At 67.9% G+C, this 18,113-nt stretch carries 17 protein-coding genes; 12 read left to right on the plus strand and 5 right to left on the minus strand.

All coding sequences use genetic code 11. The features are described from left to right. Positions 1-4 precede the first annotated feature (4 nt). Positions 5-376, plus strand: a complete 372-nt coding sequence (locus ACQI5H_RS09915) for a nuclear transport factor 2 family protein (protein ID WP_427079213.1) — start codon at positions 5-7, stop codon at positions 374-376. Here ACQI5H_RS09915 and trhA read toward each other — a convergent pair. Further along, the gene (trhA, locus tag ACQI5H_RS09920) at positions 373-1,110 is read right to left on the minus strand and encodes a PAQR family membrane homeostasis protein TrhA (protein ID WP_427079214.1); all 738 of its coding nucleotides are present in this window, start codon (positions 1,108-1,110) and stop codon (positions 373-375) included. The genes ACQI5H_RS09915 and trhA overlap by 4 nt on opposite strands. 107 nt (positions 1,111-1,217) lie before the next feature. On the opposite strand from trhA, the gene ACQI5H_RS09925 reads away from it, so the two are divergent. The 3 genes from ACQI5H_RS09925 (at position 1,218) to ACQI5H_RS09935 (ending at position 4,099) form a co-directional block, all read left to right on the plus strand. Then, the gene (locus ACQI5H_RS09925; RefSeq protein WP_076127628.1) at positions 1,218-2,006 is read left to right on the plus strand and encodes a (2Z,6E)-farnesyl diphosphate synthase; all 789 of its coding nucleotides are present in this window, start codon (positions 1,218-1,220) and stop codon (positions 2,004-2,006) included. A 19-nt stretch (positions 2,007-2,025) separates the two neighbouring features. Continuing rightward, positions 2,026-3,405 (plus strand): hypothetical protein, encoded by a 1,380-nt coding sequence (locus ACQI5H_RS09930; RefSeq protein ID WP_427079215.1) that lies wholly within the window; start codon positions 2,026-2,028, stop codon positions 3,403-3,405. 280 nt (positions 3,406-3,685) lie between these two features. Continuing rightward, positions 3,686-4,099 (plus strand): hypothetical protein, encoded by a 414-nt coding sequence (locus ACQI5H_RS09935; protein WP_427079216.1) that lies wholly within the window; start codon positions 3,686-3,688, stop codon positions 4,097-4,099. Positions 4,100-4,167: 68 nt separating this feature from the next. Here ACQI5H_RS09935 and coaA read toward each other — a convergent pair whose 3' ends face one another. Beyond that, positions 4,168-5,106, minus strand: coding sequence for a type I pantothenate kinase (gene coaA, locus ACQI5H_RS09940; protein WP_076127635.1), 939 nt, complete (start codon positions 5,104-5,106; stop codon positions 4,168-4,170). A 115-nt stretch (positions 5,107-5,221) separates the two neighbouring features. Here coaA and glyA point away from each other — a divergent pair, with 115 nt between their 5' ends. From glyA to ACQI5H_RS09965, 5 genes are all read left to right on the plus strand, one after another. Further along, on the plus strand, positions 5,222-6,502 hold the full coding sequence (gene glyA / locus ACQI5H_RS09945) for a serine hydroxymethyltransferase (RefSeq protein ID WP_427079354.1): 1,281 nt from the start codon (positions 5,222-5,224) through the stop codon (positions 6,500-6,502). 76 nt (positions 6,503-6,578) lie between these two features. Further along, positions 6,579-7,406, plus strand: a complete 828-nt coding sequence (locus ACQI5H_RS09950) for an acyl-ACP desaturase (protein WP_427079217.1) — start codon at positions 6,579-6,581, stop codon at positions 7,404-7,406. Between the two features lie 252 nt (positions 7,407-7,658). Then, on the plus strand, positions 7,659-8,960 hold the full coding sequence (locus ACQI5H_RS09955; RefSeq protein ID WP_427079218.1) for a PhoH family protein: 1,302 nt from the start codon (positions 7,659-7,661) through the stop codon (positions 8,958-8,960). A 92-nt stretch (positions 8,961-9,052) separates the two neighbouring features. Next, positions 9,053-9,928 carry a polysaccharide deacetylase family protein gene (locus ACQI5H_RS09960; protein WP_427079219.1) on the plus strand — a complete coding sequence of 292 codons (876 nt, stop codon included), beginning with the start codon at positions 9,053-9,055 and terminating at the stop codon, positions 9,926-9,928. Positions 9,929-10,010: 82 nt separating this feature from the next. Further along, positions 10,011-11,483: an adenylate/guanylate cyclase domain-containing protein gene (locus ACQI5H_RS09965; protein WP_427079355.1), complete on the plus strand. Its 1,473-nt coding sequence runs from the start codon at positions 10,011-10,013 to the stop codon at positions 11,481-11,483. Here the strand turns inward: ACQI5H_RS09965 and ACQI5H_RS09970 are convergent. Genes ACQI5H_RS09970 through glpX form a run of 3 tightly spaced genes read right to left on the minus strand, consistent with a single transcriptional unit; the run spans position 11,467 to position 14,969 of the window. Continuing rightward, the gene (locus ACQI5H_RS09970) at positions 11,467-12,456 is read right to left on the minus strand and encodes a hypothetical protein (RefSeq protein ID WP_427079220.1); all 990 of its coding nucleotides are present in this window, start codon (positions 12,454-12,456) and stop codon (positions 11,467-11,469) included. The two genes, ACQI5H_RS09965 and ACQI5H_RS09970, sit on opposite strands and share 17 nt — an antisense overlap. A 29-nt stretch (positions 12,457-12,485) precedes the next feature. Next, a complete protein-coding gene (locus tag ACQI5H_RS09975) occupies positions 12,486-13,886 on the minus strand; it encodes a class II fumarate hydratase (protein WP_427079221.1) in 1,401 nt (466 codons plus the stop codon). Between the two features lie 27 nt (positions 13,887-13,913). Next, on the minus strand, positions 13,914-14,969 hold the full coding sequence (gene glpX, locus ACQI5H_RS09980) for a class II fructose-bisphosphatase (RefSeq protein WP_175611162.1): 1,056 nt from the start codon (positions 14,967-14,969) through the stop codon (positions 13,914-13,916). A gap of 79 nt (positions 14,970-15,048) precedes the next feature. On the opposite strand from glpX, the gene ACQI5H_RS09985 reads away from it, so the two are divergent. Genes ACQI5H_RS09985 through ACQI5H_RS09995 form a run of 3 tightly spaced genes read left to right on the plus strand, consistent with a single transcriptional unit; the run spans position 15,049 to position 18,102 of the window. Then, complete coding sequence (locus ACQI5H_RS09985; RefSeq protein ID WP_427079222.1) at positions 15,049-15,738, plus strand: DUF4245 domain-containing protein; 690 nt, start codon at positions 15,049-15,051, stop codon at positions 15,736-15,738. Positions 15,739-15,749: 11 nt separating this feature from the next. Continuing rightward, positions 15,750-16,547: a dienelactone hydrolase family protein gene (locus ACQI5H_RS09990; protein WP_427079223.1), complete on the plus strand. Its 798-nt coding sequence runs from the start codon at positions 15,750-15,752 to the stop codon at positions 16,545-16,547. A gap of 10 nt (positions 16,548-16,557) precedes the next feature. Continuing rightward, on the plus strand, positions 16,558-18,102 hold the full coding sequence (locus ACQI5H_RS09995) for a carboxylesterase/lipase family protein (protein WP_427079224.1): 1,545 nt from the start codon (positions 16,558-16,560) through the stop codon (positions 18,100-18,102). Positions 18,103-18,113 lie beyond the last annotated feature (11 nt).

The following is an 18,113-nucleotide window of genomic DNA, read 5'->3' on the forward strand; positions in this document are numbered from 1 at the left end:
CTTTATGCCGAGCGCCGAACACATCACCGAAACGGTCAACCGCTACATCGAGCTGATGACCAAGGGCAGTGCCGACGACGTCGTCGAGTTGTACGCCGACGACGCCACTGTCGAGGACCCGGTCGGCGGTGAGGTCCACATCGGTCGCCAGGCGATCCACGGCTTCTACTCGGCGCTTAACGATCTGCAGCGGGAGTGCGAACTGGTCACGCTGCGCGTCGCCGGCAAGGAAGCGGCTTTCCAATTCCGGCTGACCGTGGCCGCGGGCGAGCACCGGATGCTGATCGAGCCGATCGACGTCATGGTGTTCGACGATCAGGGCAAGGTCGCCGCGATGAAGGCCTACTGGTCGGCGGACAACGTCACCCAGCTCTAAAACACCACGAACCACATCGCGATGTAGTGGCAGATCGCCGCCACCGCGGTGCAGGCGTGGAAGAACTCGTGGAAGCCGAACGTGTTCGGCCACGGGTCGGGCCAGCGCAACGCGTACAGAATGCCGCCGATGCTGTACAGGGCGCCGCCGACGAACAGCAGCACCATCGCGGCGACCCCGGCATTGTGCAGGATCGTGCCGGTGTACCAGACCGCGACCCAGCCCAGCAGCAGATACAGCGGCACGCCCACCCAGCGCGGCGCCGACGGCCAGCACATCTTCAACAGAATCCCGGCCACCGCGCCGCCCCACACGATGGACAACACCGCTCGCCCCGCGGCGGGCGGCATGGCCAGCAGCGCGAACGGGGTGTAGCTGCCGGCGATGAACACGAAGATCATCGAATGATCGGCCCGCTTCATCCACTTCCGCGCGGTTTCCGATCGCCAGTTGACGCGGTGGTAGGTCGCGCTGACCGTGAACATCACGATCGTGGCCGCGGTATAGACGAACGTCGCGAGCCCGGCCTTGGTCGATCCGACCGCCCACGACACCGCGATCAGTGACGCCCCGGCGGCGACGGCGGCCCCGGCGGAGTAGACGTGGATCCAGCCGCGGAAGCGGGGCTTGGTCAGAACCCGGGCGACGCCGTCGACGAGATGCTGCGCGGCATTCGCCGCGGGGCCCTGCGATTCGGACTCCGGGTGGGTGACCGTGGTCGTCTGGCCGCTCATACCGCTAAACACTAGCGGCCGTCGGCGCAGTGGCTGGTCAGACGTGCAGTGAGATTGCCGGAAATGCGGGCGGGAAATTGGCGCAGCTCACAGTAGGGTGAATCTTCGTGGAGGTCATCCCGCCGCGGCTCAAAGAGCCCCTGTACCGCATTTACGAGCTGCGGCTGCGGCAGGGTCTGGCCGCGTCGAAGTCCGAATTGCCCCGCCACATCGCGGTGCTGTGCGACGGCAACCGGCGATGGGCGCGCGATGCCGGCTACGACGACGTCAGCTACGGCTACCGCATGGGCGCCGCCAAGATCGCCGAGATGCTGCGCTGGTGCCAGGCCGCCGGTATCGAAATGACGACCGTCTACCTGCTGTCCACCGAAAACCTGCAGCGCGACCCCGACGAGCTGGCCGCGCTCATCGAGATCATCACCGACGTCGTCGAGGAGATCTGTGCGCCCGCCAACCGGTGGAGCGTGCGCACCGTGGGGGATTTGGAGCTGCTCGGCGACGAGCCCGCCCGGCGGCTTCGGGGCGCGGTGGAGTCCACGCCGGCGGTGGCGCCGTTCCACGTCAACGTGGCCGTCGGTTACGGCGGACGCCGGGAGATCGTCGACGCGGTGCGGGCGCTGTTGAGCAAGGAGCTCGCCAACGGGGCCAGCGCGGAGGAACTCGTCGACGCGGTGACCGTCGACGCCATCTCCGAAAACCTTTACACCTCTGGGCAACCCGATCCCGATCTGGTCATCCGCACATCGGGGGAGCAGCGCCTGTCCGGCTTTCTGTTGTGGCAAAGCGCGTACTCCGAGATGTGGTTCTGCGAAGCGCATTGGCCCGCGTTCCGCCATGTGGATTTCCTGCGCGCGCTGCGTGACTACAGCCAGCGCCATCGGCGCTACGGGAAATAACTCGTGACAAACTAGAGGCATGGCTGCGCTGTCGGCGGTGGTGTTCACGCTGAGCGGGTGGCTGGGGTTGTATCTGCTGGCCCGCGATCCGCGTAAGCCCGTGCTTGCGCTGGCGGCGATCGGGCTGTGCGGTTTCGCGCTGGTGGTGGCGCTGGACGCGGTGCGCACCGTCGGGGTTGCACGCAGCGGAGTGCTCAGCCAGATCGAGATATACCTGGCCGCCGTCCCGAGCGTGGCGTGGTTCGCGGTCCTTGTCGAGCTGTCCCGGCCGTCCGAGGGCTGGCGGGCGCGCACCTGGGAGCTGTTGCTCGTCGCCGGTGTCGCCGCGCTCACCCTGTTCGGCGCGGCGATGGCCGGCAGCGTCGACGGGCCGCTGCGGCCCGGGCATGTGCTGATGATGGCGGTGATCTCGATATCCACCCTCGGCGCGATGGTCGCCGCCGTGCGGCGTCCCAAGCAGCCGGTGCCGGTGGCCGGCATCGTCGTCGTCGCGACCCTGTTCTTCGCGCTGGCCAACGCCATCCTGATCATCCCGCTCGGCCTGGTGCCCAGCTGGCTGGCCCTCGCGTCCACGGGCTTCGATGTGCTGACGCTGGGCGTGGCGGTTGCACTGTGGGATGCGTTCGACGAGGGGCAGGCGCTGCGGGCGGACATGCTGCGCTCGTTTGCCGGCTGTTCGGCGGTGGCCGTGCTGTTCGGCGGCCAGGCGCTGATCGGCTTGGCGGTCATCCGGCATGAGACCACCGCGCAGACGGTTCTGACCGTGCTGCTGTTCACCACTCTGGCGATCGCGATCACGGTGCAGGTGCTGGCCGACCCGCTGGCCGGGGTCCTCGACCGGCTGGCTTTCTCGAAATCACCCACGCTGCGCGCCGATCGGGCCGCGCTGCGGCACACCGGGGCGGCGCTGCCGCTGCGGTCGGCCGATCCCCTCAGGAATCTGCGAGGCGTCGACGACGACACGTTCACCAGGCTCACCCGCCGAGCGCTGGGCCACTACGCCGACCTGACCAAGTTGGTCGCGAGCCCGCTGACGGCGCTGCCCGTCATCGACGAGCGGCTGGCCGCGCGCGGCGCGCCCGACCACCCGGTGGAGCGGGCCAACGAACTCAAGGCCGTCCTCGCCGACGGCATCGCGCGGCTCAAACCCCGCGACGCAGGCGATTTCGGCACCACCGAGGAGTGGCGCTACTACAACTCGCTGTACTTCCCCTACGTCGTCGGGGTGCGCGCATACGCGCAGAACGCCACGGCCGCGGGCTTGGATCCGACCGCCCGGCAGGCCTGGCAGTGGTTCGTCACCGAGGTCCCGCAGCGCTCGCTGCACAACTGGCAAAACGCCGCGGCCCGGCTCATCGCGGCCGACCTGCGCGGGCGCGTCCCGGTCGCGAGCGAGTAGGCATCGACCCCTCGCCGCCCCTCGGGACATAACCCATTGCGAGCGGCGTCGGCGTGTCTTCGCCACTGGTTATGTGTCGCGGTCGCGGGGGCGCCCGATCACGCCACCAACCCCACGGTTTGAGACACGTGTGGAATTTGGCGGCGCCGAGCGGGAATAGTCCGATGAACTACCTGGTCATAGAACTCGTGGCAGTAACTGGCAGTGCCACGCGTCGATATGGCAGTGCATGGGCGGCACGCTCAAAGCTGTTCGACTACCGCCATCGCGAGGAGTAACCATGACCGCTGTATCTGTCATCCCAACCAGGCCCCTCTACGATTCGACCGACTCGCTGCTGCGTTTCGCCATGCGTGCCGATGCCACGTTGACGGGATTGTGCGGTCTGGCGGTCGCTTTCGTAGCCGATCCACTCTCGTCGCTGACCGGCCTGACGTCCCTTGAGGAATACGCCATGGGGGCGTTCTTCGTGCTCTATGGGCTGGTGGTGTTCGGCCTGGCGGCGACGGCGGACTTGCGTCGCGCCGGGATCGGTGTGGTCGTGGCCAACATCGTCTACACCCTGGCCGCGATCGTGGCCGCCGCGCTCGTGCCGATGACCGCAATCGGGGTCGTCGCGACGCTGGCCACCGGTGTGTACACCGCGGGCTTCGCCGCGCTGCAATACCTGGGAGTGCGGCGCCTCGCGGCTTAGCCTCCCCTCCCGCCGGTGCGGGGCGCCTCCGCCAGGAGCGCCGCCCCGCTCCGGCCTTTCGCGGGTCGTCAGAGCTTGCGCAGGCGGAGGCGGTTGATGGAGTGGTCGGCGTCCTTGCGCAGCACCAGGGTCGCGCGCGGACGGGTGGGCAGAATGTTCTCGACGAGGTTCGGCCGGTTGATCGATCGCCAGATCTCGCGGGCGGCCGCGACCGCCTTGGTGTCGTTGAGGGCCGAGTAGTGGTGGAAGTGTGATTCCGGGTCGGCGAACGCCGTGCCGCGCAGCGACAAGAACCGCGACACGTACCACTGCTCGATGTCTTCGATCCGGGCGTCCACATACAGCGAGAAGTCGAACAGGTCCGACACCATCAGCGTCGGGCCCGTCTGTAAAACGTTGAGGCCTTCCAAGATCAGGATGTCGGGATGGCGGACCACGTGCTTGGCCCCCGGAATGATGTCGTACTTCAGATGCGAATACACCGGCGCGCACGCGTAATCGGAACCGGATTTCACCGAGGTCACGAACCGCATCAATGCCCGGCGGTTGTAGCTCTCCGGAAAACCCTTGCGGTGCATGAGGTTTCGCCGATCCAATTCGGCATTGGGGTAGAGGAAACCGTCGGTGGTGACAAGGTCGACCCGGGGGTGATGATCCCAGCGCGCCAGCAGCGCCTGCAGTACGCGGGCGGTGGTCGACTTGCCCACCGCCACGCTGCCGGCCACACCGATCACGAACGGCACCGGCCGGTCCGGGTTTTGTTGCGGCTCGCCGAGGAATTCCGCGGTGGCGGCGAACAATCGCTGCCGCGCGGCGACCTGAAGATGAATGAGCCGGGCCAGCGGCAGGTACACCTCTTCGACCTCGAGCAGGTCGAGCTGCTCGCCCAGACCGCGCAGGCCGATCAGTTCCTCTTCGGTGAGGGCCAGCGGCGTGGACATGCGGAGCGCGCGCCACTGCTTTCGGTCGAACTCCACGTAGGGGCTCGGCTCGCTCAGCCGCGGCATAGTGCCAGTGTCGCAGGGGCCGACGCGCGCCCCACGGCTGGGCTGGCCAAAAACGCGGCTCGATAGACTGGCGGCCGTGACTGCCGCACCCGACGCCCGCACTACCGCATCCCTGATGTCGGCCCCGCTCGCCGAGGTTGACCCCGAAATCGCCGAGTTGATGGACAAGGAACTCCACCGGCAACGCGACACGCTCGAGATGATCGCTTCGGAGAACTTCGCTCCGCGCTCGGTGCTGCAGGCGCAGGGCAGCGTGCTGACCAACAAATACGCCGAAGGCCTACCCGGGCGGCGCTACTACGGCGGCTGCGAACACGTCGACGTCGTCGAGAACATCGCCCGCGATCGCGCCAAGGCGCTCTTCGGTGCCGAGTTCGCCAATGTCCAACCGCATTCCGGCGCCCAGGCCAACGCCGCCATACTGCACGCGTTCATGCAGCCCGGGGAGCGGCTGCTGGGTCTGGACCTCGCCAACGGCGGCCACCTGACGCACGGCATGAAGCTCAACTTCTCCGGCAAGCTTTACGACGTCGGTTTCTACACCGTCGATCCGAAGACGCATCTGCTCGACATGGACGCGGTGCGGGCCAAGGCGCTCGAATTCCATCCCAAGGTGATCATCGCGGGCTGGTCGGCCTACCCGCGGATCCAGGACTTCGCGGCGTTCCGGTCGATCGCCGACGAGGTCGGCGCCAAGCTGTGGGTGGACATGGCCCACTTCGCCGGTCTGGTGGCCGTGGGCCTGCACCCGAGCCCGGTGCCCCACGCCGACGTGGTGTCCACGACCGTGCACAAGACCCTCGGGGGCGCCCGGTCCGGGATGATCCTGGGCAAGCAGGAGTACGCCAAGGCCATCAATTCGGCGGTTTTCCCCGGACAGCAAGGCGGACCGCTGATGCATGTCATCGCCGGCAAGGCGGTCGCGTTCAAGATCGCCGGCACGCCCGAATTCGCCGACCGGCAGCAGCGCACCCTCTCCGGCGCCCGGATCATCGCCGAACGGCTGCTGGCATCCGATGTCGCCAAATCCGGTGTGTCGGTGGTCAGCGGCGGGACCGACGTCCACCTGGTGCTGGTGGACCTGCGCGACTCGCCGCTCGACGGCAAGGCCGCCGAGGATCTCCTCCACGAGACCGGCATCACGGTGAACCGCAATGCCGTTCCCAACGACCCGCGGCCGCCGATGGTGACCTCGGGCCTGCGGGTCGGCACCCCGGCCCTGGCCACTCGCGGTTTCGGCGATGCCGAGTTCACCGAGGTCGCCGACATCATCGGCACCGCCCTCGCGGCCGGCACCGCCGCGGACGTGCCCGCTCTGCGCCAGCGGGTGACGCGGCTGGCGCGGGACTTTCCGCTGTATGAGGGGCTCGAGGACTGGACGCTGGTCGATCGCTAGCCGCCGCCCGCACGCCGGGTCGCGACACGACTGCACCAATTTCACGAAATCTGTGTATGGAGGTTACAGTTACTTTATGGCACAGAAACCTGTACCTAATGCGCTGACCCTGGAGCTCGAACCGGTGCTCGAGCAGCTGATGGATCACCACCTCAAGACCGAGGACATCTGGTTCGCTCACGACTACGTGCCGTTCGACCAGGGCGAGAACTTCGCCTTCCTTGGCGGGCGTGACTGGGACCCGTCGCAGACGACGCTGCCCCGGACCATCACGGACGCGTGCGAGATCCTGCTGCTGCTCAAGGACAATCTCGCAGCCCATCACCGCGAGCTCGTCGAGCACTTCATCCTCGAGGAGTGGTGGGGTCGCTGGCTCGGCCGGTGGACCGCCGAGGAGCACCTGCACGCCATCGCGCTGCGCGAGTACCTGGTGGTGACCCGCGAGGTCGACCCCACCGCCAACGAGGAGGCCCGTGTCCAGCACGTGATGAAGGGCTACCGCGGCGACACGTACACACAGGTCGAGACGCTGGCGTACATGGCGTTCACCGAACGCACCCACGCCGTCTTCGGCCGCAACCTGGCCGCGCAGATCGAAGAGCCCGTCCTGGCCGGACTCATCGACCGGATCGCCCGCGACGAGGCGCGCCACGAGGACATCTTCGCCAAGCTCGTCGGGCACTGCCTCGAGTACACGCGCGACGAGACGATCGCCGCGATCGCCGCCCGCGCGGCGGACCTCGAGGTCGTCGGCGGCGACATCGACGCTTACAAAGACAAGGTGCAGCACGTCGCCGATGCGGGCATCTTCGGTCCCGCCGAGCTGCGGCAGGCGATTTCCGATCGCATCACCGCGTGGGGTCTGGCCGACGAGCCCGCCCTGAAGCAGTTCGTCATCGGTTAACCCAACCTTCGCCCGCCGGCGTACATTTCGCGGCTCGGATCTTCCGGTCGCGCGGCGGATCTCGGCGCGCCTGCCCGGCAGCCGAGCGGCCACGAGAGTAGCGTCATTCTTCGATGGCCAGCGACAGACTCTGCTGCCAGGGCGGCACCTTCCGTCACGACTACGGCAGGACCGGCCCCGGTCCTGGTGTCGCGTTTCCCGTCGACATGCCTGTGTGGGTCCGCGCGGGCTTTCCCGCTCGAGGAGCGCTTCGTGACCGATACCCGGACCTATGTGATCGACACGTCCGTCCTGCTGTCCGATCCGTGGGCGTGCAGTCGGTTCGCCGAGCACGAGGTGGTGGTTCCGCTGGTGGTGATCAGCGAACTGGAGGCCAAACGCCATCACCACGAGCTGGGATGGTTCGCCCGGCAGGCGCTGCGCCTGTTCGATGATCTTCGCCTCGAGCACGGGCGGCTGGATCAAGCCATTCCCATTGGTACACAAGGCGGTACGCTGCACGTCGAACTCAACCACACGGACCCGACGGTGCTGCCCGCCGGCTTCCGCACCGACAGCAACGACTCCCGCATTCTGAGCTGCGCCGCCAACCTCGCCGCCGAGGGCAGGCGAGTCACGTTGGTCAGCAAGGACATTCCGCTTCGAGTCAAGGCCGCCGCGGTGGGCCTGGCCGCCGACGAATACCACGCCCAGGACGTCATCGTCTCCGGGTGGTCGGGGATGCACGAGATCGAGACCGCGGCCGAGGATATCGACACATTGTTCGCCGACGGCGAGATCGACCTGGCCGAAGCCCGAGACCTGCCGTGTCACACCGGGATTCGTTTGCTCGGCGGCAGCTCCCATGCGCTGGGCCGGGTCACTCCGGCCAAGCGCGTCCAACTGGTCCGCGGTGACCGCGAGGTGTTCGGCCTGCGCGGCCGCTCGGCCGAGCAGCGGGTCGCGCTAGACCTGCTGCTCGACGAGTCGGTGGGCATCGTCTCACTGGGCGGCAAGGCCGGAACCGGCAAGTCGGCGCTGGCGCTGTGCGCGGGTCTCGAGGCGGTGCTGGAACGCCGGACCCACCGCAAGGTAGTGGTGTTCCGCCCGCTGTATGCCGTCGGCGGCCAGGAACTCGGCTACCTGCCCGGCAGCGAGAGCGAAAAGATGGGCCCGTGGGCGCAGGCCGTCTTCGACACCCTGGAGGGCCTGGCCAGCCCGGCGGTGCTGGAGGAGGTGCTCGCCCGCGGCATGCTCGAGGTGCTGCCGCTGACCCACATCCGGGGTCGCTCGCTGCACGACTCGTTCGTCATCGTCGACGAGGCGCAGTCGCTGGAGCGCAACGTCCTGCTCACCGTGTTGTCCAGGCTGGGCGCCGGATCGCGGGTGGTGCTGACCCATGACATCGCCCAACGCGACAACCTGCGGGTCGGGCGCCACGACGGGGTAGCGGCCGTGATCGAGAAGCTCAAAGGCCACCCGCTGTTCGCGCACATCACCCTGCTGCGCAGCGAGCGTTCGCCGATCGCCGCGCTGGTCACGGAGATGCTGGAGGAAATCGCCGGGCCGCACTGAGTGGCGTTCCGGGCCGTCCGTGTGCGCTGATGGCGACCTATACGCACACTCGACGCCCAGGTTGCACACTGGATGCCGGGTAGGCTTCCACCGTGCCGAAACGACCCGACAGCCAGGCCTGGCGGTACTGGCGCACCGTTTTCGGTGTCGTGGCCGCCGGTGCGGTCCTGGTGATCGGCGGGCTCACCGGACACGTCACCCGCGCCGACAACCCGGGCTGCTCGGTGGTCAAGTGCGTCGCGCTGACGTTCGACGATGGTCCGGGTCCCTTCGACGACCGGCTGCTGCAAATCCTGAAGGACAACGACGCGAAGGCCACCTTCTTTTTGATCGGCAACAAGGTGGCGGCCAACCCCGCGGGAGCCAAGCGCATCGCCGACGCCGGCATGGAGATCGGCAGCCATACCTGGGAACACCCCAACATGGCGACGATCCCCTCCGACGACATCGCCGGCCAATTCTCCCGGGCCAACGACGCGATCGCCGCCGCCACGGGCCGCACGCCGACCATTTACCGTCCGGCCGGCGGGCTGTCGAGCGATGCGGTCCGGCAGACCGCGGCCAAGTTCGGGCTAGCCGAAATCCTTTGGGATGTCATCCCTTTCGATTGGGCGAACGACTCTAATACCGCGGCAACGCGATCCATGCTGATGACCTACATCAAGCCGGGTTCGGTGGTGTTGTTCCATGACACCTACTCCAGCACCGTCGACCTGGTGTACCAATTCATCCCGGTGCTGAAGGCCAACGGCTACCGGCTGGTGACGGTCAGCGAGCTGCTGGGCCCGCGGGCACCCGGCAGCAGCTACGGCAGCCGGGAAAACGGCCCGCCCGCCAACCAACTCCATGACATCCCGGCCAGCGAGATCCCGACGCTGCCCAACACGCCCTCGCCCAAGCCGATGCCCAACTTCCCGATCACCGATATACCGGGCCAGAACTCCGGCGGGCCGAATAACGGTGCTTAGCCCCACGCGCCGCTACCGTTAGAGGGTGACCAAGGCGGGCTCCGCGAGCACCGGGCGGCGAAAAAGCGCCCGCAGGTTATCGATTCAATACGCGATCGACCTCGCTCTGGCCTACATCATCGCCGTCGTCGACGCGTCAGCCATCCTGATCCCGCTGCGGGGCCACACGTCCGTCGCGGCGGACGTGGACTTCGCGCAGAAGAACACCACGACGGTGGTGGTGCTGGTGGCGGCGGGGATCATCAGCGTTGCGGTGGCAGGTGTGATGAGCCTGGCGCCCTCGCTGGAGTGGTATGCCGCGGGGAAGGAACCGACGCAGGCCCAGCGGGAAGCCGCGATGAAACTCGCCGGCCGACAGACGGCGATCCTGTTGGCAGCCTGGGGCGCGGCCGGCGCAATTCTCATGCTGCTCAATCGGGACGGCGGGGCCGCGCTGCTGTTGCCGATAGCGCTCGGTGTGCTGCTGGGCGGACCGGCCGCCGCGGGCACCGGAATGCTGTTCGCCCAACGCACCCTGCGGCCCCTCATGGGCGCCGCCACACGGGGTTCCGAACCTCGGCTGTTGGTACCCGGCGTGTTCGCCCGACTGGTTCTGATGTGGTTTATGTGCAGCGCGCTACCCATCGGCGTGATCGCGACTCTGGTCGTGCTTCGCTCGTACGGCTGGCTCATCCAGAAGTCCGCGGCGCTGGAGGTGCCCGTGCTGGTGGTGTCGCTGGCGGCGTTGCTGCTCGGGCTGCCGACGATGATCCTGACGTCGCGATCCATTTCCGATCCGCTGTCCGAGGTCGTCGATGCGATGGCCGAGGTCGAACACGGCCACATCGACACCTATGTGGGCGCCTACGAGCGCTCCCAAATCGGGCGTCTGCAAACGGGATTCAACCGGATGGTGGCCGGCCTCGCCGAGCGGGACCGGTTGCGGGACCTATTCGGCCGCCATGTCGGAGCCGACGTGGCCCAGCGCGCCATCGAGGAGGGCGCATCGCTGTCGGGGGACGTGGTGGAGGCGGCGGTCCTTTTCATCGACCTGGTGGGTTCCACGCAGCTCGCGGAAAGCCGCCCGCCGCAAGACGTTGCGTCGGTGCTCAACGACTTCTTCCGGATCGTCGTCGACGCCGTCGACGAACATAATGGGCTGATCAACAAATTCGCGGGCGATGCGGCACTCGCGGTTTTCGGGGCGCCATTGCGGGCCGATGACCCGGCCTCGGCCGCGCTGGCGACAGCGCGCGCCCTTGGCACTCAGCTACGTCCGCTGCCCGTGGTCGATTTCGGCATCGGCGTCTCGGCCGGCCGGGTCTTCGCCGGCAATGTCGGTGCCGAAAACCGTTACGAATACACGGTGATCGGCGACGCCGTGAACGAAGCCGCGCGGCTGGCCGATCTCGCCAAGACCGCCGACCGGCGGATCCTCTGCTCGGCGGGAGCCATCGACCGGGCGGGCATGGACGAGCGGGCGCACTGGGCCGAATGCTATTCCACGGTGCTGCGTGGACGTTCCGAAGCCACCCAAGTGTGCGCGCCGGTCGCCGCGATTACTTCGAAACCTTGAGCGCCGAAATCACCTGGCCGAGGGTCGCCGCCGACGCCGAATCGCCAATGGGCGTGGCGCCCAAGAAGATCGTCACCGGTTTGGTGTCCACCGCGATGATGACGACGGAGTCGCCCTTCACGTTGCGGGAAGGGTCGGCGATCGTGACGTCGGCGTCCACCCGAGCCGCCTTGGTCCCGTCGACGGTGATCGACGACGTCTTCGTCGGGCCGAGGGTGGGCGACGCATTCGAGTAGCCGGGGCCATTGGCCACGCACTGCATCAGCTTCGACGCCTGCGCGCTGACGTCCATGCTGCTGACGAAGTTGGTGACGGCGACCTCGGCCTGCATAACCCACTGGCTGGCGCCGGGGACCTCTTGGGCGAGGCCGACCGCGCCGATGAGGTTCGGGGTCTGGTCGTCCGAGAACGGCATCCATCCGGGTGCCGCGGTGGCCGGGAACGACAGCTTGCCCGCGCTGACCGGGGCGCCCCCCGCGGGCTTGTCACCGCCGGACACGTTGGGGCCACAATCGGTCGCGGTTTGACCGCCCCCGCCGGGCTGCGACGTCGGGGCGCTGGTCGTCGTGGACGGCCCCGAGGTCGCCTGGGGCGACTTGTTGCCGCCGTTTCCGTTGCCGCCGAACACGACGATCAGGGTCGCTACCAACGCGATGACGCCCAGCACGGCGAGAACGGCGACGATGATCCAGGGCGCCTTCGAGCCCGGCCCCCTCGGCGGTGGGCCCGGTGGGAACGGCCCACCCGGCCAGCCGGGCGGAATCTGCTGGCCCGGCTGCGGGTACTGCTGGGGTGGATAGGGACTGGCGTACTGGCCCGGCGGTGGGTACGGGTAGGGGCTGCCCTGCTGGTAGGGGTACGGGCCGCCCTGCGGCTGGCCGCCTTGGGGCTGGCCGCCTTGGGGTTGACCGCCCCAATATGGGTCCTGCCCATACGGATTCGTTCCGTAGGGACCACCGGGCGGAGCCGTCATCGTCCAACCACCATCCTCTAGTCTTCCGGCTAGGCGTCGTCCTGTACGCGGGCCATCGCCAACACATCGAGCCGGCGGTCCAGCTCTTCGACCGACAGCTTGTCGCCGATCAGGCCGCGGTCGATGACGGTCTGGCGGATGGTCTTGCGCTCCTTGAGCGCCTGCTTGGCCACCGCGGCGGCCTCCTCGTAGCCGATGGCCGAGTTCAGCGGCGTCACAATCGACGGCGACGATTCGGCCAGCTCGCGCAAGTGCTCGACGTTGGCCGACAGACCGGTAATGCAGCGCTCCGCGAACAGCTTTGACACATTGGTCAATAGCTTGAAGGACTCCAGGATGTTGCGGGCCATCATCGGAATGTAGACGTTGAGCTCGAAGGCGCCGTTCGCGCCACCCCAGGCGACCGCGGCGTCGTTGCCGATCACCTGCGCGGCCACCTGCGTAACCGCTTCGGGCAGAACCGGATTGACCTTGCCGGGCATGATCGAGCTGCCAGGCTGCAGGTCCGGCAGCTGAATCTCGGCCAGGCCGGTCAGCGGACCCGAACCCATCCAGCGAACGTCGTTGGCGATCTTGGTCAGTGACACCGCGATGGTGCGCAGCGCACCGGAGGCCTCCACCAACCCGTCGCGGGCGGCCTGCGCTTCGAAAGAGTTTGCCGCGGTGCGTAATTCGCTCAGGCCGGTCTTGTCGACCAGCGCCTCGACCACCTTGGCGCCGAAGCCGTCGGGAGCGTTGAGTCCGGTTCCCACCGCGGTGCCGCCGATCGCCAGTTCGCCCAGCCGGGGCAGTGTGGCGCGTACCCGCTCGATTCCGGCCTCGACCTGGCGGGCGTATCCGCTGAATTCCTGTCCGAGCGTGACGGGTACGGCGTCCATCAGGTGGGTGCGACCGGACTTGACGACGGTGCGCCACTCGCGGGCCTTGGTCGCCAGCGCGTCGTGCAGGACCTCGAGCGCGGGGATCAAATGACGCACCGCTGCCTCGGTCGCCGCGATGTGGGTGGCGGTCGGGAAGGTGTCGTTCGACGACTGCGACATGTTGACGTCGTCGTTGGGGTGCACCGTGACGCCCTTCGCCGCGGCGATGGACGCGATCACTTCGTTGGTGTTCATGTTGGAACTGGTGCCCGAGCCGGTTTGGAACACGTCGATCGGGAACTGGTCGTCGTGGCGCCCATCGGCGATCTCGGTCGCCGCGGCGATGATCGCGTCAGCCTTTTCCGGCGCCAGCAACCCCAGGTCCTTGTTGACTTGCGCGCAGGCGCCCTTCAGCAGGCCGAACGCGCGGATCTGAGTGCGTTCCAGACCCCGGTCCGAGATCGGGAAGTTTTCCACCGCACGCTGAGTTTGGGCGCGCCACAACGCTTTTGCGGGTACCCGGACCTCGCCCATGGTGTCGTGCTCGATGCGGTACTCGGTGTCGGCCATAGATTGGCTTTCCTCGCTTTGGATTGATCAGGGCAGGGGATAGGCGGCAGAGCTGTCGCCGGTGAAGTCGATCGCGGAGTATTCGTTCAGCTTCGAAAGCCGGTGGTAGGCCTCGATCAGCCGCACGGTGCCCGACTTCGAGCGCATCACGATCGACTGGGTGGTGCAGCCGCCGGGGTAGTAGCGGACGGCCTTGAGCAGGTCGCCCTCGGTGACCCCGGTGGCGCAGAAGAAGACATTCTCGCCCGACACCAGGTCCTCGGTGGTCAATATCTGGTCCAGGTCGTAGCCGGCGTCGAGCGCCTTGCGGCGTTCGGGTTCGTCCTTGGGCGCGAGCTGCGCCTGAATGGCACCGCCCATGCAGCGGATCGCCGCGGCGGCGATGATGCCCTCCGGCGTTCCGCCGATCCCGGCCAGCATGTCGGTGCCCGACTCCGGCCGGCATGCGGAGATCGCCCCGGCCACGTCGCCGTCGGTGATCAGCCGGATCCGGGCGCCGGTGTCACGGACGTCCTTGATCAACTGGGCGTGTCGCGGGCGGTCCAGGATGCACACGGTCATGTCGCGCACCGACAACGCCTTGACCTTGGCGACCGCGCGGATGTTCTCGGCGATCGGCGCGGTGATGTCCAGCACGTGCGCGGCCTCGGGCCCCACCGCGATCTTGTTCATGTAGAACACCGCCGACGGGTCGAACATCGCCCCGCGATCGGCGACGGCGAGCACCGAGATCGCGTTGGGCATGCCTTTGCTCATCAACGTGGTGCCGTCAACGGGGTCCACGGCGAAATCGCACTCGGGGCCATCCCCATTGCCGACCTCTTCGCCGTTGTAGAGCATTGGGGCCTGGTCTTTCTCGCCCTCGCCGATGACCACAACGCCGCGCATCGACACCGTGTTCACAAGTTCGCGGATCGCGTCGACCGCTGCGCCGTCGCCACCCTCCTTGTCGCCACGACCGACCCACCGCCCGGCGGCCATGGCGCCGGCTTCGGTGACCCGCACCAATTCCATGGCCAGGTTGCGATCCGGTGCTTCGCCGCGCGGGCGGGCCTGCGACGAGCGGTCGCCCTCACGTGTCATGGCCGTGATTCTCCCAGAAGCTGATCCGTCCTCTGGAGCTGGGCTCTGGGCGGTGATCACGGACTGGGATACTCACAGGATGACCGAGGAGCCGCAGCCCAACGCCGATGTAGCCGGCGAGCAGGTTCCGGCACCCGGACCCGTTCCGAGGCCGGCGAAACCGCGGCTGCTGCAGGACGGGCGCGACATGTTCTGGTCGCTGGCACCGCTGGTGCTGGGTTGCATCCTGCTGGCGGGCCTGGTCGGGATGTGTTCCTTCCAGCCGGGCGGGACGAACAAGGGAACCGTCCCGTCCTACGATGCGGCGACGGCATTGCGGGCGGATGCGCAGGCGCTCGGATTCCCCATTCGGCTGCCGCAGTTGCCCGCCGGCTGGCAGCCCAACTCCGGTAGCCGCGGCGGTATCCAGGGTGGACGTACCGACCCGTCGACGGGTCAGCGGCTGAACGCGCCGACATCGACCGTGGGATACCTGAGCCCGACCGGGATGTATTTGTCCCTGACCCAGAGCAACGCCGACGAAGACAAGCTGGTCGGCTCGATCCACTCGACCGCCTACCCCACCGGAGCGGTCGACGTCGCCGGCACCCACTGGGTCGTGTATCAGGGCGCCGGACAAGGCGGCGCGGACGCCGAGCCGGTGTGGACCACACGGCTCACCGGTCCGGGCGGCGCCACCCAGGTCGCCATCACGGGTGCCGGAAACACCGACCAGTTCCGTACGCTGGCCGCGGCGACCCAATCCCAGCCGCCCCTGCCAACCCATTAGGAGGGACCCGCGTGACTGCACCCGAAGCCGACCTGTCCGGCTGGTCCGTGTCACCGTTCACCGGTGGCGGCTACACCCATGACGTCTACCGCAAGGGCGCCGGACCGGGGGTGGTGCTGATTCCCGAGATACCCGGCATCCATCCCGGCGTGCTGGCCCTGGGTAACCACCTGGTGGACAACGGGTTCACGGTCGCCATGCCGTCGCTGTTCGGTGAGCCGGGCAGGGCAGCGACGGTCGGTTACACGGCCGCGACCATCGCACGCGCTTGTGTCGCAAAGGAATTCGCGGCCTTTGCTACCAACAAGCCGCGACCGGTGTCGCTGTTCCTGCGCGCGCTGGCCCGTGACCTCAACGCGTCAACGCCGGGCAAGGGCGTCGGCGTGATCGGCCAGTGCTTCACCGGCGGCTTCGCGCTGGCCGCCGCGGTCGACGACAGCGTGCTGGCCCCGGTGGTTTCCCAGCCGTCCGTCCCGCTGCCGTTGGGCCGGGCGCAACGCCGCGATACCGGGTTGAGCGAACCGGAGATGGCCACCATCGCCGATCGCTGCGCCAACGACGGCCTGTGCGCGATGGGCCTGCGGTTCAGCGAGGACAGGATCGTGCCACGGGAACGGTTCGCGGCGATCAAGGAACGCCTCGGCGACGCGTTCGAGATCATCGAGATCGACTCCCGCCCGGGCAACGAAGGCGGTTTCAGCAAGATGGCGCATTCGGTGCTGACCGACGAGATCCGTGAGGTCGACGGCCAGCCCGCGTACGAGGCACGCAAGCGGGTGGTCGAGTTCCTCACCGCGCGGCTCAGCTAGGGGCCGCACTGTGATCGACGAGCGTGTGGTCGAAACCACGTATGGCCCGGTTCGGGGCGCTGACGCCGGCGGCGCCAGGGCGTGGAAGGGCATCCGCTACGCCGCGCCGCCCGTCGGCGACCTGCGCTTCCGGGTGCCGGAGCCCCCGCAGCGATGGGCGGGGATCGCCGACGCGACCTCCTACGGGCCCGCCTGCCCGCAGCCGTCGTTCCCCAACATGCCGCTGGACCTGGGGGCCCCGCAGGACGAAGACTGCCTGAGCCTGAACGTCTGGGCGTCGGGGGACACCGCACCCGGCGACGGAAAACCGGTGATGGTGTGGCTGCATGGCGGAGCTTATGTCCTGGGGTCCGGCAGCCAGGCGCTCTACGACGGTCGCAGGTTGGTCAGCGGCGGCGAGGTCGTCGTGGTGACGATCAACTATCGGCTCGGGGCGCTGGGCTTCCTCGACCTTTCGTCGTTCAATACCGCACGGCGGCGCTTCGATTCGAACATCGGCCTGCACGACGTGCTTGCCGCGCTGCGCTGGGTGCGCGACAACATCGCGGCATTCGGCGGCGATCCTCGGCGGGTGACGCTGTTCGGTGAATCCGCGGGCGCCGGGATCGTGACCACTCTGCTCGCCACCCCGGCGGCCCAGGGCTTGTTCACCGCCGCGATCGCACAAAGCTCGCCGGCCACATCGGTTTACGACCGCGACCGGGCTCGTCAGGTCGCGGTGAGCATGCTTGACAAGTTGGGAATCGCGCCGACGGACGTGGACCGGTTGCCCGGCGTGCCGACCTCCGCAATGCTTGCCGCGTCGCAGCAGGTGTTCAACGAAGTGCCCGTGCGCAACCCGGGCACGCTCGCGTTCGTCCCGATCGTCGACGGGGATCTGCTCCACGACTACCCAGTTAAGGCGGCGCACGACGGTCGCTCGCACCCCGTCCCGTTGATCATCGGCACCAACAAGCATGAGGCGGCGCTGTTTCGGTTGCTGCGCTCGCCGCTGATGCCGATCACGCCGCGCGCGATCACGTCGATGTTCACCCAGATCGCCGCCGAGCAGCCCGACCTGCAGTTGCCCACCTCAGAGCAGATCGGGTCGGCGTATTCGCAATTTCGGCGGGGCAAGGCAAGGTCTTTGAGCATCGCCACCGACGTCGGCTTCCGGATGCCCACGGTGTGGCTGGCCGAGGGGCACAGCAGGGTGGCGCCGGTGTATCTGTATCGGTTCGACTATGCCACGCCGTTGCTGAAGCTGTTCTTGGTCAGCGCCGCCCACGCCACCGAATTGCCTTACGTATGGGGCAATCTCGGGGCGCCGAAGGATCCCACCTTGAAGCTGGGCGGCGCCAAGACCGCCAGGGCGGTCTCGAAAAGGGTACGCACGCGGTGGATCAACTTCGCCACGGACGGCAAGCCCGCGGGCCCCGCCGGCGAGCCGGACTGGACGGCGTACCGGGAAGGCGATCGCGCCTGCCTGATCATCGACAAGACCGACACCCTCACCAGCGATCCCGATGCGCCCATCCGCGCCGCTTGGGGCAGCGAGATGGTGGGTTTCCGCTAGCGCCGTCCGCG

The sequence above is a fragment of the Mycobacterium heidelbergense genome, assembly GCF_050205645.1.
Lineage (GTDB): Bacteria > Actinomycetota > Actinomycetes > Mycobacteriales > Mycobacteriaceae > Mycobacterium > Mycobacterium heidelbergense_A.